Below are 17,960 nucleotides of genomic sequence, written 5' to 3' on the forward strand. Positions count from 1 at the left end.
CCTCTGGATTGCGGCTAACACCATGCCGCAATGACGGCTTTCATGTACATTACCTGTTTCATTGATTCATTGATTCATTGATTCGTTGATTCGCAGATTCGTTGATTCGCAGATTCGTTGATTTGCAGATTCGCAGATTCGTTGATTCGCAGATTCGCAGATTCGCAGAAAGGAGTATCAGTGTGAGCAAACCAAACGTGGGTATTGTGGTTCGGAAATCGCTCAGAGAAAGGATTTTGAGTGATTGGGATTTAGAGAAATTGGAAAGTTTTGCAAATGTGACAATCAACGACGAGGACCGCGATATCGTAGATGGTGAAGCGGCTGAATTTCTGAACGGAATGGATGGAGCGATGACGAGCTGGAACTCGGGAGATTTGTCGCCAGCAATTCTGGAAGGCGTGCCAACGCTAAAAATTTGGGCTTATGGCGCGGGCACTGTAAAAGGAAAAATCTGCGATGAAGCCTGGGAAAAAGATATTGTGGTAACAAGTGCCGCGCCCGCGATAGCCGATGATGTGGCGGAAATGACCATGGGATTCATGACCATGGGATTGCGCCGGGTATTTTCCCATTCGCGTGCCATGCGAGAAGGCGAAAAAAAACCGGACAAGACCGAATCCCGCTCTCTATATCGGCGCACAATTGGCGTCATCAGCGCCAGCCAGGTCGGGCAGCGCGTAATGCGGTTGTTGCGACCCTATCAGACGCGCATATTGCTCTACGACCCCTTTGTGACGCCAGAACGCGCAGAGGAATTTGGCGCAGAACTCGCGGACCTGGAGACAATAGCGCGCGAGGCAGAAGTGGTAACCGTTCACGCCCCCAAATTGGACGCGACATATCACCTCTGGAATGAGACGCATTTTAAGCTCATGCGCGATGACTGCGTATTTATCAACACATCGCGCGGTGCGAATATCGACGAAGCCGCGCTAATCGCAGAATTGCAAAAAGGGCGATTCTCCGCCTTCTTAGATGTAACCGATCCCGAACCGCCTGCTATGGACAGTCCGTTGCGCCGTTTGCCCAACGTGGTCTTAACGCCGCATTGTGCCGGGTTGCAATCCTATCGCATCGGCGCATTGGTAGTCGAAGAATTGCGCCGATTCTTTGCGGGTGAAGACCAGCTATTTCAAGTCAAACGAGAAATGCTGGATCGGCTGGCATAGAAAGGATATAATGCAAAAACGCGTAGATTATTTATCGTGGGATGAGTACTTTATGGGCGTAGCTCTGCTATCGGCACACCGAAGCAAAGACCCCAATACACAAGTAGGCGCGTGTATTATCAACGAAAAAAAGAAAATCGTGGGCATTGGATACAACGGATTGCCCATTGGGTGTTCAGACGATGAGTTTCCCTGGAGCAGAGAAGGTGATTTTCTCGACACAAAATATCCCTATATCTGCCATGCAGAATTAAATGCAATTTTGAACAAAATCAGCGCAGACTTGCATGAATGCACGCTTTACGTCACCTTATTTCCGTGCAATGAATGTGCAAAAGTAATTATTCAGTCGGGCATTCGCGAAGTAATCTATCTGGCGAATAAATATCCAAAATCCGATTCCGTAAAAGCCACCTACCGCATGTTTAACAGTGCGGGTATTCGCTATCGCGCGCTGGAGGAATACCGAGCGCGCGTTGTCCTTGATTTCAGGGTCTGAGTCATGGCATCTCTGGCACTTCAAGATAGCATGGGCACTAAGGCATTGCCAGACGCGTCCGATTTTAAACGCGCGCTCGTGGACGTTTTATACCGAAGGCATTTTGGGGCATTGCTAATTTTTTGCATTGATTCCCTCAATCAAGCGCACGGGGACAATGTGAGCCAGGCACTTAAAGTGCTAAATTCCGTTGTTATTCCCGCCCCCGAAAGCTTTCACATAACAGATGACAAAATCGCCGTGCTTTTTGATGCTGACGATGCGCGTGTGCATGAAATCCCATCATCTCTGCCTGCCGTGATTGCCGACCAAACAGGACTTCGCGTATCTTGCGGTGGCATCAAAATCTCGAGCGAGGATTATGGCCTGCATCCTCAAATGTCCGAGATAATATTTTCCACTGCCCAATGCGTACTCGCCCGGGCACAACAGCACGCGATCCCGCAGGTGGTCTGGTTGACCGAAAAGTCCACGGAGGATGCATTATCGGATATTTCTCTGAACTTTTTTCGAGAAATTGCGCGTATCAACGCCGCCCTGGTACAGAGAATGACATTGGAATCGCGCACAGATTTTTTGACAGGTCTTTACAATCGGCGCGGTTTTGAAGCAGTATTTACACGTATGGTGCGACGCGCAAATCGCAATGGAAAGCCCCTCGCGCTCTACTACATAGATTCTGATTCTCTCAAAGCGATCAACGACAGCAAAGGGCACGACGCGGGCGACCGATTTATTGCAAATTTGGCACAGGTATTGAATGACATGCTACGCGGATCGGATTTGTTATCGAGGTGGGCTGGCGATGAATTTGCTGCAGTAGTTGAAAATACATCGAGAGCGCGTGCTTATGCGATAGCCCGCCGTTTGAACCGTGCTGTTGATGAGCGCACGGAAGGCACGATATCCATTGGGGTTTATCACGGCGTGCCCGAATCAACAGAAGACGCGTTTCGACAAGCAGATGCCGCCCTTTACCGCGTAAAAAACCGCGGGAAAAATGATATTGAACTGGCTGATCCGGTTTAGAAACCCGGAATGGGTTTGAATCGTCGTATTTAGTGTCCCCTCATTCGCCCGTTCATTTGAAGGAGAAGTGTTATGCCAAAAAAGAAACGCTATGGAATGAATAAATACCAGAAAAGAGCAAAGAAAGTAGGCGAACTTCGGTTGCGGCGGGAAGATATTCCGCATTATCTCGCACTGGCAGAGAGCGACGACCCGACAGACCGACACGAGGCTGCTGCCAATTTGTGTCCGTGTCATGTGCGGCATCCCGTGCCCGAAATACAGACCGCGCTCTTCATGCTCATGGAAGACCCCGACCCAAACGTGCGCGCCCGCGCCTGGCACACGCTGGAAGATGGCGGCGTACCCGACGACCCGAGAATGGATGAAATTTTTGAACGCGCCCGTCAAAATGAAACCAATAAGACAGTCCTGAACTTTATGCGGCAGGTGCAAAACGAAAATCACGCGCACAAAGAACGCACCATGCTCAAAGTCGCAGCCCAATCGGAATACAATCAGACTGGCCGATGCGATTTTTGCGGAACAACCGGCAGGGTAAAAACAGATTTTGACACCGAAATACCCGACAGGGGGCAGATGCGCTTTGCATTGGTATGTGAAGATTGTGTAGCGTGAGAATGAGTAGGGGCGACCCCCTGTGGTCGCCCGCTTTGCCAGAGTGCTAATGCAGTTGGATCCCAATTCAACAAAGGATTTTTTTATGATCGAAGGACCATCAGAAATTGAGTATCCGTGTTTATGGAATTTTAAGATCATTGGCCGCGAAGAAGAACACATGCGTCGGGCGATTGCCAAAATTGTGGGCAACAGCGATTATACCCTGACCTTTTCAAATCAGAGCAGGCACGGGAAGTATCGCAGCTTAAACCTCGATATGGTCGTCCTCGACGAATCCCACCGCCTCAATATCTATGAGGCTCTCAGACATCATCGCAGTATTCAAATTGTTCTTTGAATTCACTATTCCTTCCTATTTTACCTTGACAATCCACGCTATTTCTTGCACTATTTACGGCTTGCGATCCTCGCTTATTACGGTGCTGTCGGGTTGTACTTTGGGCAGACTCCAGAATTTTGGATGAACGCTCAGAAAACGTATGAACTATCAGGTGCCGAGGCGAGTTAGTCAGTGACCGATTGCCTTGAGGTATCCAATATCCAAGCGATATTATACTCTTACGATATTTGGTGAATGGTGGTTTGCTCTTACACGCCATCTACAGGGAGAACGAAATGGGCGCATCGAGAATAACCATAACGCTGGATGAAGGGTTGCTCAAACGCCTTGACCATCTCGTGCAGGCGGTACCTTATTCAAGTCGTAGCCGGGCGATTCAAGAGGCAGTTGAGGACAAGCTCAGACAGGCGAATAGGGATGACTTTGAGAAGGAGCTTGTCAAGTTAGATCCGCAATTTGAACAGGAAATGGCCGATGAAGGGTTATGTGAGGATGTGCGGGAATGGCCCGAATACTGAGAGGCGATATTGTTTGGGCGGACTTGAACCCTGTTCGTGGACATGAGCAAGCAGGCCGCAGACCGGTTGCCGTTATAAGCGACGACGCTTTTAATGAGCAATCAGGCACAGTAATCGCAATGGCTATCACAGGCATACCTCAGCGTGCAGGATTTCCTTTTACTTTAGAGATAGCAAGCGTAGAAATGCCCCGGCGTTCCTGGATAAAAGTCAGTCAGATTAGAACACTTTCGGTTGAGCGATTGGAAAATAAAATAGGACGCATTTCTTCTCAGGAACTCAATCGTATAGTTGACGGCCTTAACCAATTAATCACGGGATAGTCTAATAGGTAATTACTCCATAATTTCAACCCTTAATTGGCGTCTTAAAATAGCCCTCATACTTCAGAGCTTTATGTGGTAATCTATGTACAATTTTAACTTTAGCATGCAGAATATTGAAGACGGTCAGGGCCTGGGCATTGCGCTGACCGGAATGATCATTGTATTCAGCGTATTGACATTGATCAGCATATTTATTGTAATATTGCCCAAAATATTAGCTGTTGTAGCAAAGAAATTTCCCGAATCTGCAGGACATCATAGTGTACCCGTACAGGCTGAAGACGATAACTCTGCACTGGCAGCTATCGGTTTTGTCATGCACATGAGACGCACGGGTAAAACTTGACGCGATTACTCATAAGAACTTTCAGGTAACGGATGGACATACTCTACGAGTTTTTGAACACGACTGGATTTGCCAACTTGAGTTGGGGCAATGTCATTATGATCGCAATCGGCATTGTATTTATTCACCTGGCGATCACCAGAGATTACGAACCCCTGTTGCTGCTGCCAATTGGTTTTGGCATGATCGTGGGAAACATCCCCGCTATTCCGAGCATGGCTCTCGGCGTTTACGACGAGGGCAGTGTATTGCGCTATATTTACTTCGGCGTGACATCGGGCTTATTCCCACCGCTGATCTTTTTGGGAATTGGCGCAATGACCGATTTTTCGACACTCCTGTCCAATCCCAAACTGGTATTATTAGGCGCTGCGGCGCAAATGGGCATCTTCCTGACCCTGATCGGCGCGCTATATCTGGGCTTTTCACCTTCTGAATCCGGAGCCATCGGAATCATTGGCGGTGCTGATGGACCTACGGCCATTTTCCTATCGGCCAAATTGGCCCCTCATCTTTTGGGCGCCATTGCCATCGCCGCGTATTCGTACATGGCACTCGTCCCGGTAATTCAGCCGCCGGTTATGAAGCTGCTGACCTCAAGACGCGAACGACTGATTCGCATGCCCGAACCGCGCAAACCTTCCAAACGCGAACGCATCATTTTTCCGATAGCTGGTTTCTTAATTGCAACCTTAATTGCACCGGGTGCATTGACCCTGCTGGGCATGTTGTTTTTTGGCAACTTGCTAAAAGAGAGCATGGTCACAGACCGCTTGGCAGAGTCCGCGCGCACGGCAATGGTCGATATTGTGACAATTTTGCTCGGTTTCTCCGTGGGCGCCAGCACAGAGGCACAGACATTTTTGACCCCCGATTCGCTTTTGATTTTTGGCCTGGGTGCGCTATCTTTTGCAGTCGCCACGGCCAGCGGCGTCCTATTTGCGAAGTTGATGAACGTGTTGACAAAAGAAAAAATCAATCCCCTCGTAGGTGCCGCAGGCGTATCGGCAGTACCCGACTCTGCGCGGGTCGTGCAGATGGTGGGACAACAAGAAGACGCACATAATTTTTTATTAATGCACGCCATGGCACCCAATGTAGCTGGCGTAATCGGTTCAGCCGTTGCCGCGGGCATCTTGTGGTCGGTACTGGTTCAGTAGGCACTGCATTTGGCGAAGGATTTAATTATGGCAAAGAAAAAAGTAATATTTATGAATACAGCATTTCGCGACGGCTTCCAGTCGGTCTATGGCGCGCGCGTGTTCACGCCCGACTTTTTACCTGCGGTAGAAGCCGCACGCGACGCGGGTATCGAGTATTATGAAGCTGGTGGCGGAGCGCGATTTCAATCCCTGTACTTTTATTGCAACGAAGATGCATTTGCAATGACCGATGCCTTCCGCGAAGCCGCAGGACCAGAGGCCAATTTGCAGACCCTGGCACGCGGCGTGAATGTAGTCGGACTGGAATCGCAGTCGAGCGACATCATCAAGCTACACGCCGAATTATTCAAAAAACACGGCATTACGACCATCCGAAATTTTGACGCCCTCAACGACGTCAACAATTTGATCTACAGCGGGCAATGCATCGCAGAAGCGGGATTGCACCACCAGGTATGCGTGACATTGATGGAATTGCCACCCGGATGCACCGGCGCACACGACGCGGATTTTTATGAACAAACACTCCGCGAAATTTTAGATGCCGATATTCCATATCACTCCGTGTGTTTCAAAGATGCCTCAGGTACAGCCGTGCCGGCAAAAGTATATGAGACCATTAAACGGGCGCGCCAACTGCTGCCCGACGACACATTTATCCACTTTCACACCCATGAAACGGCCGGGATCAGCGTACAGGCCAATCTGGCAGCGTTGGAAGCGGGAGCCGATGCCATAGACCTGTCCCTGGCACCGTGTTCTGGAGGCACCTGCCAGCCCGATATCCTGGTCATGTGGCACGCACTACGTGGCACAGATTTCGACCTGGACATCGACATAGAGAAAGTCCGCGACGCCGAGGAAGTATTTAAAGAATGCATGGCGGATTACTTTTTGCCACCAGAAGCTACGGCAGTCGAACCCATGATCCCCTGGAGTCCAATGCCGGGCGGCGCGCTCACGGCCAATACGCAGATGTTGCGAGACAATGGCATTATGGACAAATATCCCGACATGATCAAAGCCATGGGCGACGTAGTCGCACGAGGCGGTTTTGGCACATCTGTCACACCCGTATCGCAATTCTATTTTCAACAGGCATTTAACAATGTGATGTTTGGACCCTGGGAAAGAATCGCCGAACCTTATGGACAGATGGTACTCGGCTATTTTGGCAAAACCCCTGTACCCCCCGATCCCGAAGTTGTGAAAATTGCGGCAAATCAGTTGGGACTTGAACCCACAGACCAGCCGCCTCTTGAACGCAATGATGCCGATCCCGAAAAAGGGAGAGACGCCGCGAAAAAACTGTTGGACGCCGAGGGAATTGAGGCGACGGACGAGAACATCTTTATCGTAGCGACGTGCGGCGATAAGGGAATGGATTTCTTGAAAGGCAATGCGGAAATTGGCGTACGGAAAATAGAAAAACAGGATGACGCACCCGTGCCAGTTGCCGACGGCGCAGCAGAATACAAGCTACAGGTCAACGGCAAATCCGTGCGCGTGCAAATCGACGGCAACATCGCCACCGTAAATGGCACAGCTTATACAGTGGATATAGAAGATACGGTATCTACACAGGCATCAACACCCGCAAATGCCGAATCCGTAAGCGCGCAAATGCCCGGAAAAGTCATTCGGATTTTAAAACACACAGGGGATCAAGTCCAGGCCGGCGAAGCGATCCTCATTCTGGAAGCCATGAAAATGGAAGTCCAGATCACCTCTCCAAATGCTGGCACAGTCGTCGAAATGCCCGTCAACGTCGGCGATCAAGTATCCAATGGCCAAACGCTTGCGATGGTAGGGTAAAACGCCTCCCTTAAATCGCCGCGACATCGCCTGCCCAAATCTCACTCACCTGACCATCTGGCTCGCGCAACAAAAGCTGGCCGCAGTCGCCAAACCCCGCGAGAACGCCCGTTTTCACGTCATCGCCTTCGCCAACCGAAATCTCCTCACCAATATAAACACAGCGGTGCTCCCAGGCGGTGCGAAGAGCTGGAAAACCCTCGCTTTCCCAACGATCAATCCACGGGGCAGTGGATGAGAGAACTTGTTCGAGAACTTGTTCGAGATCGTACTCGCGTCCCGTTTCAAGACGCATAGAAGTAACGGGACGGTCGATAAGCGCCGCGGTCGTCGCATCCATATTCACGTTGAGACCAATACCAATGACAATTGCCGTACCATCGGGTTGTTTTTTGTCGCTGCGCTCAAGGAGCATACCGCAAATTTTGGCACCGTCGATCAAAACATCGTTGGGCCACTTGGTTTGCGTACTTATACCATAAATTTTCAGCGCATCGGATACACCCAGAGAAATAGCAATGGGAATAGAAGTCAATTGGGAAAACGCGGCTCTTGTAATGAGAAGAAAGGAAAACGTCAGATTCTCATTGGCCTGCGCGATCCATTGGCGCTGGTAACGCCCCCGCCCAGCGGTTTGCTCCCGCGCAGCCAGGACAAAGCCAGACGCAAGCCTCTCACCTCTATATAGACGCTGAAGAAGGTGCGTATTGGTCGAAGCGAGTTGCTCGTGCCATTCGGGGGGTAGAAAATTCATATAATAAAACCTGATCTCGTATGCTTAAGTCTATCTCATAGGACAGAACCCGTATATCTCCTCACCACCGTATCTTGACAATAGAATGGAAATAACACATACTTCACAAGGGCAGACGTAGAGGCAAAACTGTGTGTCTGCCCTCTTTCTTGAACATTTTAACAATAGGAGCCTGCTCATGAAAACTATTTTATTCGCGCTGGTATTGAGTTTGTTGGTTGTCGCAATGCCATTGGCAGATCAGCCCAATTACAAAGGTCACGCGATTTCGATGTACGGCGACTTAAAATACGGGCCTGACTTCAAGCACTTCGACTATGCCAACCCCAATGCGCCCAAGGGCGGTACCGTGAAAAGAAGTGCTGGCGGCACCTATGATTGCTTGAATCAATTCATCCTCAAAGGCGTGTCGGCTTATGGATTGGGGTTGATCTACGATTCATTGACAGAGCGTTCACTGGACGAGCCTTTCTCAGAATACGGTTTGCTTGCAGAGTCGATAGAAGTGCCCCCTGACCGCTCATGGACACTCTTCACACTGCGCTCTGGCGCGCGGTGGCACGATGGCAAACCCATTACGCCAGAAGATGTCGTCTTTACTTTTGAAACAATTCAAACCAAAGGCCACCCTTTTTATCGAAATTATTATGCGGATATCAAACAGATTGAAAAGGTTGGCGAGCGGCAGGTAAAATTCACATTTGGCGGAAAGGACAATCGAGAATTGCCCCTCATTGTCGGACAAATGGCGATCTTGCCCAAACACTATTGGGAAGGCAAAAATTTTGAAGAAACAACACTGGAACCGCCCCTCGGCAGCGGACCTTACAAAATTGAAGCATATGAACCCGGGCGTTCGATCACATATCGACGCGTCGAAAATTATTGGGGCACTGATCTGTCCATAAAAAAAGGGCGCTATAATCCAGACGTCATTCACTACGATTATTACAAAGACGGGACTGTAGCAACCGAAGCACAAAAAGGCGGTGAATTTGATTTTGCATTGCAAAACAACTCCAAGTCGTGGGCAACCGCGTACGATATTCCGGCTGTAGCCGAAGGCAGACTGATTAAGGAATTAATCCCACACGAAAATGGCACCGGGATGCAGGGATTCTGGTTTAACACACGACGCAGCAAATTTGCCGACCCCAAAGTGCGACACGCGCTGGCTCATGCATTTGATTTTGAATGGACCAATACAAATCTGTTCTACGGGCAATACGCGCGTTCAACGAGTTATTTTTCCAACACAGAACTCGCCTCATCGGGACTGCCGCAGGGGCAGGAACTCGAAATATTAGAAGCATTTCGCGGACAGATACCCGAGGAAGTATTCACCTCAGAATACAAACCACCCACAACAGATGGATCGGGCAATATTCGCCAGAATTTGCGCGTGGCCACACGGATGTTGAAAGCAGCCGGATGGTCGGTCAAAGAAGGGAAGCTCACCAACGACGCATCGGGCAAGACAATGATAATTGAATTTTTAATCAACAACTCGCCCTCCTGGGAGCGCATTGTAGGTCCGTACATTCAAAACCTGGAGCGACTCGGCGTGGAAGCCGCAATTAAAATTGTGGATACATCGCAATATCAAAATCGCGTTCAAGAATACGATTTTGATGCTATTGTAAGCCTCAGGGGACAGTCACTAAGCCCCGGCAACGAACAGCGCGGTTACTGGACATCGGCAGCTGCGGATGAACCCGGTACGAGAAATTATGCGGGCATCAAAGATCCCGTCGTAGATGCGCTGGTAGATCAGCTAATCAACGCACCCGATAGAAAAGCCCTCGTATCAACCACCCGCGCACTGGACCGCGTACTCCTGTGGGGGCACTACGTGGTACCCCACTGGCATATCCGTGCACACCGCGTAGTGTACTGGAACAAATTTGGCAAACCCGATATTTCGCCCAGGTACCTGCCTCAACCCTGGCAATATTTCCCCGATACGTGGTGGGTTGATGCTACAAAAGAAGCGGCGTTAAAGAAAAATTAAGTGTCATGGGATCCTATATTTTAAGACGCTTTTTGCTATTCTTCCCAACGCTACTCGGCGTCATGGTGATCAATTTTCTGATCATTCAAGCCGCGCCCGGTGGACCTGTTGAGCAAGCCATCGCACAGATACAGGGCCACGATGTGGATGCGTCTGCCCGCGTAGGCGGCGATGGCGGCGAACTATCGTCCTCGCAAAACCAGCGACAGCGCAGTGGGGGATCAACGAGCAAATACCGCGGCGCGCAAGGGCTTGACCCCGAACTGATCGCGGAATTGGAGCGGATGTATGGCTTTGACAAACCGGCTCATGAACGCTTCTATCAGATGATGGTGCGCTATTTGCAATTCGACTTTGGCGAAAGTTTTTATCGCGACCAAACCGTTGTCGATATCGTCCTGGACAAAATGCCCGTATCGATTTCCCTCGGCTTGTGGACGACATTGCTCGTTTATCTGATCTCAATTCCACTGGGCGTAACCAAAGCCGTGCGCGACGGATCCAGATTCGACATATGGACTTCGGGCGTGATCGTCATAGGCAATGCCGTGCCGGGATTTATGTTTGCGATCTTCTTAATCGTGTTATTTGCCGGTGGCAGTTATTTCGACTTTTTTCCACTGCGGGGATTGACCTCCCCCGAATGGGACCAGTTTGGCTTATTTCACAAAATCACCGATTATTTCTGGCACCTCGCACTGCCCATCGCATCCATGGTAATTGGTGGATTTGCCGGATTGACCCTCTTGACAAAAAATTCGTTTCTGGACGAAATCAACAAACAATACGTCATGACGGCACGGGCAAAGGGATTGGAAGAGCACCGCGTATTGTACGGGCACGTTTTTCGCAATGCCATGCTAATCGTGATCGCGGGATTCCCGAGTGCATTTGTCAACATCTTATTCACGGGTTCACTACTGACCGAGATAATCTTTTCGCTCGATGGCCTGGGCCTCCTGGGCTATGAAGCCACAGTCAACCGCGATTACCCGATCATGTTTGCCACGCTTTACTTTTTTACCTTGCTGGGATTGATAATGCAACTGGTAAGTGACTTGACTTATACACTGATAGATCCGAGGATTGATTTTGAAAGCAGAGAAGTATAGCACTCGAACCGAGCGCGAAGATCGATTTTTGGGTTTTCGAATTTCGAGCCTTACGCGCCGGCGCCTGGACAATTTTAGGGCAAATCGACGTGGCTATTATAGCCTGTGGATATTTCTCGTTCTATTCGGATTGAGCCTACCAGCAGAATTTATCGCCAATGACAAACCCCTTTTGGTCCGGCACAAGGGGGCGTTTTATTTGCCCGTCTTAACAGCCTATCCCGAAACGCTTTTTGGCGGCGACTTTGAAACCGAAGCCGAGTACCGCGATCCATTTGTAAAAGAATTAATTGAAAAAGACGGATGGATCATCTGGCCCCTGGTACCATTTCGCTACGATACAATCAACTACGACCTCAAGCACCCAGCCCCTGCACCGCCTTCTATACAAAACTATCTGGGCACCGATGATCAGGCACGCGATGTAACTGCACGATTGATCTACGGATTTCGGTTATCGGTCTTATTTGCCCTCGCGCTCACGGCATTTAGTTCTGTGGTAGGCATTGCAGCCGGCGCAGTACAGGGCTATCTGGGAGGATGGGTCGATCTCATTTTTCAAAGATTTATCGAAATTTGGGGCGGGTTACCAACCCTGTTTATCCTCATTATTATCGCCAGCATTATTGAGCCAACTTTCTGGACGCTCTTAATTATTATGCTACTATTTTCATGGATGCGCCTGGTCGGCGTGGTGCGAGCCGAATTTTTGCGGGCACGCAATTTTGATTTTGTACGCGCCGCACGCGCTCTGGGAGTCAATGACTTGACAATTATGTGGCGACACGTTTTGCCCAATGCCATGGTGGCAACACTGACCTTCTTGCCCTTTGTGCTCGTGGGATCTGTCACGGTATTGACCTCGCTGGACTTTCTCGGTTTTGGCCTTCCGCCCCCCTCTCCCTCGCTGGGAGAATTGCTCAACCAGGGCAAACGCAATCTGCAGGCCCCCTGGCTGGGTCTATCCGGATTTTTTATTCTTGCAATTATGTTATCGCTACTCGTATTTATCGGCGAGGCCGTGCGCGATGCATTTGATGTCCGCAAGACCCTGTCGCAAACGGAGGGCAAGAGCGCGTGAGCTTGCTATACGTTCAAAATTTGGGCGTGCATTTCCAGCTCGAAGACCAGGTCGTCGAAGCTGTGCGCGGCGTATCGTTTCACATTGAAAAAGGTGAAACCATTGCACTGGTAGGCGAATCGGGATCGGGCAAATCCGTCTCGGCACTTTCCGTAATGCAATTGCTGCCCTATCCACGCGCCTCGCATCCACACGGCAGCGTACAATTTGACGGAGAGGAAATGCTGGGCGCGCCGCAAGAGCGACTGCAACAACTGCGCGGCGACCGCATTGCGATGATTTTTCAAGAGCCGATGACCTCCTTGAATCCGCTGCATACAATTGAGAAACAAATCGGCGAAACCCTGATGTTGCACCGCAAAATGACGCGGGCGCAAGCGCGTGAACACACGATAGACTTATTGCAAAAAGTACACTTGCCCGACCCCGAAACGCGCCTCAAATCCTATCCCCACCAGCTATCGGGCGGTCAACGCCAACGCGTAATGATCGCCATGGCCCTGGCCAATGAGCCGGATTTGCTAATTGCCGATGAACCTACAACTGCGCTGGATGTGACGATTCAAGCGCAGATTTTAAAATTGCTCAAAGACCTGCAAGACGAATTTGGCATGGCGATTTTGCTCATCACACACGACCTGACAATCGTTCGGCATGTGTCAGATCGCGTCTATGTAATGACACAGGGAAAAATTGTAGAAGAAGGAGACACCGCGCGCATCTTCGGGCAACCGCAACACACCTATACACAAAAACTTCTAAATGCACAGCCAAAAGGAACAGCAACCGCGCTGAACGGATCGACACCCATCGTGATCGAGGCGGATAATCTGAAAGTGTGGTTCCCTATTCAGCGGGGATTTTTACGGCGAACCATCGGGCATATAAAAGCCGTAGATGGCATTTCAGTAACCATTCGCGCCGGGCATACCGTCGGCGTTGTCGGCGAGTCCGGCTCGGGCAAAACAACACTGGGATTGGCCCTCTTGCGGTTGCTGAGCAGTCAGGGACCAATTGAGTTTAACGGACAGGGCATTCAGGGCCTGCCGAGCAAAGTACTGCGCCCCTTGAGACGAGAGATGCAAATTGTTTTTCAAGACCCCTTTGGATCCTTAAGCCCGCGCCTATCGGTCTTTCACATTATTGCCGAGGGATTGCGGGTTCACAACATGGGAGACAGCGATCACAAACGCCGAGACCTCGTAGCAGAAATAATGGATGAAGTAGGGCTTGAACCCGAAATGATGGACCGGTTTCCACACGAGTTCTCGGGCGGCCAACGGCAGCGCATTGCCATAGCACGCGCCATGGTATTGCGCCCCCGATTTGTGGTCCTGGACGAACCCACAAGCGCGCTGGACATGACCGTGCAATCGCAAATTATCGACTTGCTTCGGCGCTTGCAAAAAGATCACGATCTGGCTTATTTATTTATCAGCCACGACCTGCGGGTCGTGCGCGCACTCGCCAATGAACTCGTCGTGATGAAGGACGGCGTCGTTGTAGAACACGGCGCAACAGAAACCGTATTTGCAAATCCACAAACAGATTATACGCGAGAATTGATTACAGCGGCATTTGATATCGATGTTGTTGAAAGAGACCGCTGACCCGCCTGCCTGAGAGGAAGCAGATAGGTTTGTTTTGGAATATAGTATTTCTTTTTTGTACCACACAACTTGAGTTAGCTACTATCAAAGCAACGCGACAATTCGCTCTGCGGTATTGCCGTCCCACAATTCGGGCAAGCGACCGGATTTATAGCGTCCATTTAAAACAGATTCGGCCTCTACAACAATGCGTTCGGGACAAACACCCACAAGTGTATTCGTCCCAATATCTATAGTCTCTGGGCGTTCTGTATGCTCTCTAAGCGTCAAACACGGCACACCCAAAGCCGTTGTCTCTTCTTGCAATCCTCCAGAATCTGTCATCACAAATTTTGCATTCTTCTGAAGTTTCAAGGAATCGAGATAGCCCACCGGGTCCATAAGTTTGATATGATCCATCATCCCAAGCCTTTGCAAAAAACCGAATTGAGATAGGCGATTGCGCGTTCTCGGATGCAAAGGCCACGCGATTGGACATTTGAGAACTTGCAACGCGGATAAAATGCCAGCCAACGTATCTGGACAATCGACATTTGAGGCGCGATGGAGGGTTAGAAAAACGTACTCTTGAACTGATAAACCGTGTATATCCAGAATGCTGGATTCATCAGCTTTGGGAGATAGCAACACAAGGGAATCTATCATCACATTGCCCACAAAATGAATGCGGTGATCTTCTATGCCTTCGCGCCTCAGATTTTCACATGCCTGCGTTGAAGTTGCAAACAGGAGATCGGATATGGCATCCACAACGAGCCGATTGATCTCTTCGGGCATTGAACGGTCCCAACTTCGCAACCCTGCCTCTATGTGCCCAACGGGGATTTGCAATTTTACGGCATCCATCGCACATGCCAAAGTGGAATTTACATCCCCAACCACAAGAACCCAATCCGGCCTTTCTTGAAGTAAAACCTCCTCAAATCCCATCATGATCTGCGCTGTCTGGTAAGCGTGACTGCCCGACCCCACATTTAATTCATAATGTGGTCTGGGCAGATTTAAGTCTCGAAAGAAAATCTCGGACATAAAATCGTCGTAGTGCTGTCCCGTATGCACCAAAATCGGCTCAAACACATCGGGCGTCTTGACAAGTTGATACCACAGCGGAGCAACTTTCATAAAATTCGGCCGCGCACCCGCAACAAGGATAATTTTCACCTGCCTACTCCTTCTATTTCGGAGTTTCCACCTGCCAAATCGGATACCGTATATCTGCCCGCTGCATCTCTCGTTGCAACCATTGATTAAACAGAAGCTTTCGGATCTCCTTTGCTATCCGTCCGTCCAGCATTGTCGGATAGAGTTCCTGTAATAAATACAGCGCAAAGCCTTTCGATACTTTTTCCGGTCCAAAAATTTCACCTATCGAAGCGGCAAACACGCGCGCTGCAATCCCCTTTGGCAACTGCTTCCGCCGAACACGACCCAAAAAGCCACTACCTGATCGCGTGTGTGCATCTTGAGAAAACCGACGCGCCATCGCGTGAAAATCTGCACCTTCTTCCCGTATCTGCAAATCAACCTCGTCGATCACATCCTTATCCGTGTGAAAAATCCAGCAAATCTCCGCCTCGTCAAATTCCAGCGTGTGCTGTGCAAAATAGGATTCGACCTGCCCCTCGGCGATCTTCTCAGACAGCAAATACTCCAGTCGCCTCACCTCGGCATCTTCTGCCACATCCTGAAGTGTAATACCCCGCTTTGCAAGATAGGCTTCTGTATCTTCTACCCGCTCCAAACGATGTTGATACCGCCAGTCATTCACCTTGCGCTGGATATCCTCCGGCGCTGCACAAACACCCTCGCGTCGGGCGAGTTGGCGTATCAATTCTCTACGCGCAAATTCATCAAAAAAACGCAGATTATCATCAACACCCATCTGCCGCACGATATGACGCAACGGCACTGCGATACCATTAACCTTAACCAATATGGTATCCTCTGACATCATAATGCCCCCTCTTGCACATCGTATCTCGCCGACTCGTAAAGCTGTCGCAAAGGAGAAAGCAACATCAGCAAAACCGATTGCCGATCGGTCATAATCTCCGCCGTACCCTTCATGCCGAACATCAAAGGCTTGTCATATCCCTTCACACGCATCGTATTTTCTTCCAGTTCAACAACGCACTTAAACATCGGACCAATACGTTCATCAATCACCGCATCGGGTGAGATGGATGTAAGCCACCCGCGTTTGATACCAAAATCCTGAAAAGCATACGCATCGTATTTCAGCTTGACCAACTGCCCAACTTTAAGCAAGCCCACATCTTTATTCAACACCATCACCTCTGCAACCATCGGCTCAGAAGCAGGTGCCAGTGCAATGAGAGCCTGCCCCTTGTCAATCACCTGTCCAACTGCATTCACCATCACCTGTGTGACAATACCCGATTCAGGTGCCAGAATCAGATCAGACTCGGCCTCAAGGGTGCGATCAATGCGTTTGCGCGCCTGTTCCAATCGCAACTGTGCAGTCTCATAAGCGTGTCGCATCTGCGATGCCTCGCGACCATGTGCAATCCGCGCTTCTGTGATTTGACGCTTGAGATCAGCCATAGCCATTTCATTTTTATATATCTCTGACATACGCGAGGGAAGTGCGGACAGAGCACTCAAATACTGCACGCGCGCGCGATTCATAGCCGCCCGGCTGATCAATGCCGCCCGGCTGATCAATTCGCGTTCAAACAGCGTTTTTTGCTGCAAAAACTCCCCTTTCATAAGATCAATTTCAGCCTGACGAAACCCGATCTGCGCTTGCAACCCCGCATCAGATGTTGTGGTTTTCGATCCGACACCATCCCCCATATCACTGTGATAATCTTCCAACGCATCCTGATGTGCCACCATAAACCGCTGCAAAACGGAAAGACGTTGTTCCAATACGCCTATCGTCTCTCGTTTTAAGCTCGCCCTTTGTGGCAACACCGTCTTGAAATCGTACTCTGCCTTTTGAAAAGCCATCTTTGCCTGTTCCCATTCCCGCAACTCTCCCCAGGTCTCCCACGATTTGAGCTTGAACAATACCTCCCCTTTCTCGACATGATCTCCTTCCTTAACACCAATCAACTCGATCTCACCGCCTCGCTGCGCCTGCATCGTCTTCACCTGTCCGAGGGGCACAAGTCGAAAAGGTGCCGATGCCACCACATCTATCTTACTCCACCACGCCCAGGTAATGGCAACAATCACAAATAGCAGGACAATATAGAGCAATGCACGACCCCAAAAGGGCCGCAAGGATCCCATAAACGCATGCACCTCTTCTGCCGCGTCATCTTGTCCCTGAATGATACCGGGAGACATTGTCTCGGCCGATGTCTCCAAAAACCGTTCTGCCATCATACCACCTGCAACTGTTGACTACACATGTGATAGTACAAACCCTCTTGCACCATCAACTCATCGTGTGTGCCCATCTCCACAATATGACCCTTATCCAGCACCACAATCGCATCCGCATCGCGCACCGTACTCAACCGATGGGCGATAATCAATGCCGTGCGATCATCCAAAAACAGATCTAAATTCGCCTGAATCGCCTGTTCTGAATC

At 49.9% G+C, this 17,960-nt stretch carries 18 protein-coding genes; 14 read left to right on the forward strand and 4 right to left on the reverse strand.

The features are described 5' to 3' along the window. Positions 1-182: 182 nt before the first annotated feature. The 10 genes from F4Y39_10330 to F4Y39_10375 all read left to right on the forward strand — a co-directional run bounded on the left by F4Y39_10330 (position 183) and on the right by F4Y39_10375 (position 7,829). The gene (locus F4Y39_10330; protein MYC14109.1) at positions 183-1,172 is read left to right on the forward strand and encodes a hydroxyacid dehydrogenase; all 990 of its coding nucleotides are present in this window, start codon (positions 183-185) and stop codon (positions 1,170-1,172) included. A gap of 10 nt (positions 1,173-1,182) precedes the next feature. Beyond that, positions 1,183-1,671 (forward strand): dCMP deaminase family protein, encoded by a 489-nt coding sequence (locus F4Y39_10335; GenBank protein ID MYC14110.1) that lies wholly within the window; start codon positions 1,183-1,185, stop codon positions 1,669-1,671. 3 nt (positions 1,672-1,674) lie between these two features. After that, positions 1,675-2,700: a GGDEF domain-containing protein gene (locus F4Y39_10340; protein ID MYC14111.1), complete on the forward strand. Its 1,026-nt coding sequence runs from the start codon at positions 1,675-1,677 to the stop codon at positions 2,698-2,700. 72 nt (positions 2,701-2,772) lie between these two features. Then, complete coding sequence (locus F4Y39_10345; protein MYC14112.1) at positions 2,773-3,318, forward strand: HEAT repeat domain-containing protein; 546 nt, start codon at positions 2,773-2,775, stop codon at positions 3,316-3,318. 49 nt (positions 3,319-3,367) lie between these two features. Next, positions 3,368-3,658, forward strand: a complete 291-nt coding sequence (locus tag F4Y39_10350; GenBank protein MYC14113.1) for a DUF493 domain-containing protein — start codon at positions 3,368-3,370, stop codon at positions 3,656-3,658. 278 nt (positions 3,659-3,936) lie between these two features. Continuing rightward, positions 3,937-4,179, forward strand: coding sequence for a ribbon-helix-helix protein, CopG family (locus tag F4Y39_10355; GenBank protein ID MYC14114.1), 243 nt, complete (start codon positions 3,937-3,939; stop codon positions 4,177-4,179). After that, positions 4,164-4,502, forward strand: coding sequence for a type II toxin-antitoxin system PemK/MazF family toxin (locus F4Y39_10360; GenBank protein ID MYC14115.1), 339 nt, complete (start codon positions 4,164-4,166; stop codon positions 4,500-4,502). Before F4Y39_10355 ends, F4Y39_10360 begins: the two co-directional genes overlap by 16 nt. An 85-nt stretch (positions 4,503-4,587) precedes the next feature. Then, entirely contained in the window at positions 4,588-4,851 is a 264-nt protein-coding gene (locus F4Y39_10365) for a hypothetical protein (GenBank protein ID MYC14116.1), read from the forward strand. Between the two features lie 32 nt (positions 4,852-4,883). After that, on the forward strand, positions 4,884-6,011 hold the full coding sequence (locus F4Y39_10370; GenBank protein MYC14117.1) for a sodium ion-translocating decarboxylase subunit beta: 1,128 nt from the start codon (positions 4,884-4,886) through the stop codon (positions 6,009-6,011). Between the two features lie 27 nt (positions 6,012-6,038). Continuing rightward, positions 6,039-7,829 carry a biotin attachment protein gene (locus F4Y39_10375; GenBank protein ID MYC14118.1) on the forward strand — a complete coding sequence of 597 codons (1,791 nt, stop codon included), beginning with the start codon at positions 6,039-6,041 and terminating at the stop codon, positions 7,827-7,829. A gap of 10 nt (positions 7,830-7,839) precedes the next feature. On the opposite strand, the gene F4Y39_10380 is transcribed toward F4Y39_10375, so the two are convergent. Further along, on the reverse strand, positions 7,840-8,583 hold the full coding sequence (locus F4Y39_10380) for a biotin--[acetyl-CoA-carboxylase] ligase (protein ID MYC14119.1): 744 nt from the start codon (positions 8,581-8,583) through the stop codon (positions 7,840-7,842). Between the two features lie 178 nt (positions 8,584-8,761). On the opposite strand from F4Y39_10380, the gene F4Y39_10385 reads away from it, so the two are divergent. The 4 genes from F4Y39_10385 to F4Y39_10400 are packed head-to-tail and all read left to right on the forward strand — an operon-like array spanning position 8,762 to position 14,397. Then, the gene (locus tag F4Y39_10385) at positions 8,762-10,594 is read left to right on the forward strand and encodes an ABC transporter substrate-binding protein (protein ID MYC14120.1); all 1,833 of its coding nucleotides are present in this window, start codon (positions 8,762-8,764) and stop codon (positions 10,592-10,594) included. Positions 10,595-10,599: 5 nt separating this feature from the next. Continuing rightward, the gene (locus F4Y39_10390; protein ID MYC14121.1) at positions 10,600-11,706 is read left to right on the forward strand and encodes a microcin C ABC transporter permease YejB; all 1,107 of its coding nucleotides are present in this window, start codon (positions 10,600-10,602) and stop codon (positions 11,704-11,706) included. Between the two features lie 40 nt (positions 11,707-11,746). Next, complete coding sequence (locus F4Y39_10395) at positions 11,747-12,787, forward strand: ABC transporter permease (GenBank protein ID MYC14122.1); 1,041 nt, start codon at positions 11,747-11,749, stop codon at positions 12,785-12,787. After that, entirely contained in the window at positions 12,784-14,397 is a 1,614-nt protein-coding gene (locus F4Y39_10400; GenBank protein ID MYC14123.1) for an ABC transporter ATP-binding protein, read from the forward strand. Before F4Y39_10395 ends, F4Y39_10400 begins: the two co-directional genes overlap by 4 nt. Before the next feature lie 84 nt (positions 14,398-14,481). Here the strand turns inward: F4Y39_10400 and F4Y39_10405 are convergent, their stop codons facing one another. Genes F4Y39_10405 through F4Y39_10415 form a run of 3 tightly spaced genes read right to left on the reverse strand, consistent with a single transcriptional unit; the run spans position 14,482 to position 17,751 of the window. Next, entirely contained in the window at positions 14,482-15,558 is a 1,077-nt protein-coding gene (locus F4Y39_10405) for a UDP-N-acetylglucosamine 2-epimerase (non-hydrolyzing) (GenBank protein MYC14124.1), read from the reverse strand. Between the two features lie 13 nt (positions 15,559-15,571). Further along, entirely contained in the window at positions 15,572-16,351 is a 780-nt protein-coding gene (locus F4Y39_10410) for a hypothetical protein (protein ID MYC14125.1), read from the reverse strand. Then, entirely contained in the window at positions 16,348-17,751 is a 1,404-nt protein-coding gene (locus F4Y39_10415; protein MYC14126.1) for an HlyD family type I secretion periplasmic adaptor subunit, read from the reverse strand. Before F4Y39_10415 ends, F4Y39_10410 begins: the two co-directional genes overlap by 4 nt. Positions 17,752-17,960: the final 209 nt, after the last annotated feature.

This window comes from Gemmatimonadota bacterium, assembly GCA_009838845.1.
In the GTDB taxonomy this organism is placed as follows: Bacteria; Latescibacterota; UBA2968; order UBA2968; family UBA2968; genus VXRD01.

Bases quoted from the DNA above. Each gene is read 5' to 3' on its own strand.
- F4Y39_10335 (MYC14110.1), top strand. From the start codon at position 1,183: ATGCAAAAACGCGTAGATTATTTATCGTGGGATGAGTACTTTATGGGC.
- F4Y39_10390 (MYC14121.1), top strand. From the start codon at position 10,600: ATGGGATCCTATATTTTAAGACGCTTTTTGCTATTCTTCCCAACGCTA.
- F4Y39_10415 (MYC14126.1), bottom strand. From the start codon at position 17,751: ATGATGGCAGAACGGTTTTTGGAGACATCGGCCGAGACAATGTCTCCC.
- F4Y39_10385 (MYC14120.1), top strand. From the start codon at position 8,762: ATGAAAACTATTTTATTCGCGCTGGTATTGAGTTTGTTGGTTGTCGCA.
- F4Y39_10410 (MYC14125.1), bottom strand. From the start codon at position 16,351: ATGATGTCAGAGGATACCATATTGGTTAAGGTTAATGGTATCGCAGTG.
- F4Y39_10380 (MYC14119.1), bottom strand. From the start codon at position 8,583: ATGAATTTTCTACCCCCCGAATGGCACGAGCAACTCGCTTCGACCAAT.
- F4Y39_10355 (MYC14114.1), top strand. From the start codon at position 3,937: ATGGGCGCATCGAGAATAACCATAACGCTGGATGAAGGGTTGCTCAAA.
- F4Y39_10365 (MYC14116.1), top strand. From the start codon at position 4,588: ATGTACAATTTTAACTTTAGCATGCAGAATATTGAAGACGGTCAGGGC.
- F4Y39_10375 (MYC14118.1), top strand. From the start codon at position 6,039: ATGGCAAAGAAAAAAGTAATATTTATGAATACAGCATTTCGCGACGGC.
- F4Y39_10360 (MYC14115.1), top strand. From the start codon at position 4,164: ATGGCCCGAATACTGAGAGGCGATATTGTTTGGGCGGACTTGAACCCT.
- F4Y39_10350 (MYC14113.1), top strand. From the start codon at position 3,368: ATGCAGTTGGATCCCAATTCAACAAAGGATTTTTTTATGATCGAAGGA.
- F4Y39_10345 (MYC14112.1), top strand. From the start codon at position 2,773: ATGCCAAAAAAGAAACGCTATGGAATGAATAAATACCAGAAAAGAGCA.
- F4Y39_10340 (MYC14111.1), top strand. From the start codon at position 1,675: ATGGCATCTCTGGCACTTCAAGATAGCATGGGCACTAAGGCATTGCCA.
- F4Y39_10370 (MYC14117.1), top strand. From the start codon at position 4,884: ATGGACATACTCTACGAGTTTTTGAACACGACTGGATTTGCCAACTTG.